The organism is Moorena sp. SIO3I6 (assembly GCF_010672095.1).
This window is the reverse complement of record NZ_JAAHHU010000784.1, coordinates 1-2,214: the sequence shown is the minus strand read 5'-3', so window position 1 is coordinate 2,214 and position 2,214 is coordinate 1. Positions and strand designations below refer to the sequence as shown.

Sequence of the window (2,214 nt, the reverse complement as noted above, 5' to 3'; positions counted from 1 at the left end):
ACGAGAGAGACGGTTTAACGCTGATATTAATCACTGTATTGCCAAACGTGTCGTGATTTATGGCTCATTGATTGGTCTAGAAAATATTACCCATAATCCTGATCAAATTAAGCTAATACAACTAGGCCATGAACCATCTATAAAACTGTGTAAACCCCATATAAATAAAAGGATTTGGGAGTTTACTAAGTTACATGACTTCATTGACTATAAAGCTGTTTTGGGTGGCGCTTTAGCGATTAGAGTTGATGCTGATTTTACCTCCCAGTCATGTCCTCGTTGTGGTTACACCAGTAAAGCCAATCGACCCAATAATGGATTAGATTTTGATTGCATGGCTTGTGGATACAAACTACATGCTGATTTAGTCGGAGCCAAGAATATCGCACTGAGAACGCTCCTCTTGAGGCAAGACTTTGAGAGGACGGGGCGACTTTCAACCGTCCCTGATGTGTCCCAGGATGAAACCAAAACTCTAGACTGAGGGGATTGCCAAAGGCTAGCCTATCTCGGAACTTAGATTGGAGGTGGACTGTAGACACAATCCCTTTGCCAACACCAGGTGTACTCGATGAGAGTACTCGATCAGGCAGGGGTAGTTGAAATAATTACCGATACTATTTCTCCCTTTGCGTCAACTGAGCTTTTAAAACCCGCGATCAGCCCTCAGCGATTAGCTTTGGGCTGAGTGTTATCTATTTAACCGTTATTTATTCGTTATCATTTAGGTATATGAACCGATCTCGTGATCTAATTGTCTTGATCACTCACAGTGGTGATTATTTCACTATTGATAGAGTCGCCGAAGCCCTATCAAAACGAGGAGCTAAACCCTTTCGCTTTGATACCGATCAATTTCCCAGTAAGGTGCAACTAGCAGCCGGGATCACTAGCGAAGGACTTAGTTACCAGTTAGACTATAATGGAAACTCCATTAAAACCGAAGACGTGCAGGGGGTATGGATGCGCCGACTCTGGCATCCACAAGTCAGCCCAGATTTAGCTCCCCAATTCCAAGACGCTTGCGTTAGGGAATCATTAGCAACCATTGATGGTTTCTTAGATAATCTCAACCATGCTCGTTGGGTAGATAAGTTAGAACGAATCCGAGAAGCAGAAAACAAACCACGTCAACTCAGAATTGCTAATGAAGTTGGTCTGCTCGTTCCCCGCACTCTGGTCACGAATAATCCAGATCGGATGCGGGGTTTCTTCGCAGAAGTAGGAGGAAAGATGGTGGCTAAGTTGCTTACTCCTCTTTCTTACGGTATGGAAGCTTCTTCTTTTTTCCTATATACCAGCGTTGTCAAAGAAGAAGACCTCCAAGAGGCAGAAATGTTGCGCTATAGTCCGATGGTATTCCAAGAGGAAATTCCTAAACAGCGGGAGTTGCGAATAGCATTCGTGGCGGGAAATCTATATGTAGGAGCTCTCGATGCTTCTCGATATTCTGCAACAACGATGGATTGGCGCTCTGCTAAACCAGAAGACTGTCCTTGGGAACCTGATCAATTGCCCAGTGAGGTTGCCCATGGCCTGAATGCTTTGATGGCAAGGTTGGGACTAACCTATGGCGCTATTGATATGATTCTCACCCCAGACGGTGAGTATGTCTTCCTAGAAGTTAACCCCACTGGCGAATGGGGCATGCTAGAGCGAGATTTGGGTTACCCCATTTCTGATGCGATCGCAGATGCCTTATTGTCTGACGTTGCTAATTAAGGCAAAAGGCAAAAGGCAAGAGGCAAGAGGCAAGAGGCAAGAGGCAAGAGGCAAGAGGCAAGAGGCAAGAGGCAAGAGGCAAAAGGCAAAAGGCAAAAGGCAAAAGGCAAGAGGCAAAAGGCAATAATAAAGATGTTTTTAAGGCAATAATATCTCCCCTTATTAAGGATATATAGTCAAAAAATACTGTACATCATAAGTGCTATCAACGCTATAAAATCAAAAAAATTACTATAAATCATGATTTATTTATGTTTGGAATTACCTAGTTTAATCTATCATAACTTAGATGTTTAATACTGCAATATATAACTAATTTATTTTTTTTTATTGTAGGGTATTAATTAGGAATAATTAACTTGGGAAATTTGTGATTTTTACTTTTGGAGCGATACTTAACAATTTTATTCTCCCGACTCCCGACTCCCTATTCCCTATTCCCTATTCCCTATTCCCTATTCCCTATTCCCTATTCCCTATTCCCTATTCCCT

Annotated in this window: 2 protein-coding genes; both read left to right on the top strand. The window is 42.4% G+C overall.

Going from position 1 to position 2,214, the window contains the following annotated elements:
* The coding region (locus F6K49_RS42700) for a zinc ribbon domain-containing protein (RefSeq protein ID WP_293107526.1) at positions 1-484 on the top strand (484 nt) is incomplete at its 5' end.
* A gap of 248 nt (positions 485-732) precedes the next feature.
* Positions 733-1,722: an MvdC family ATP-grasp ribosomal peptide maturase gene (locus F6K49_RS42695; RefSeq protein ID WP_293107523.1), complete on the top strand. Its 990-nt coding sequence runs from the start codon at positions 733-735 to the stop codon at positions 1,720-1,722.
* Positions 1,723-2,214: the final 492 nt, after the last annotated feature.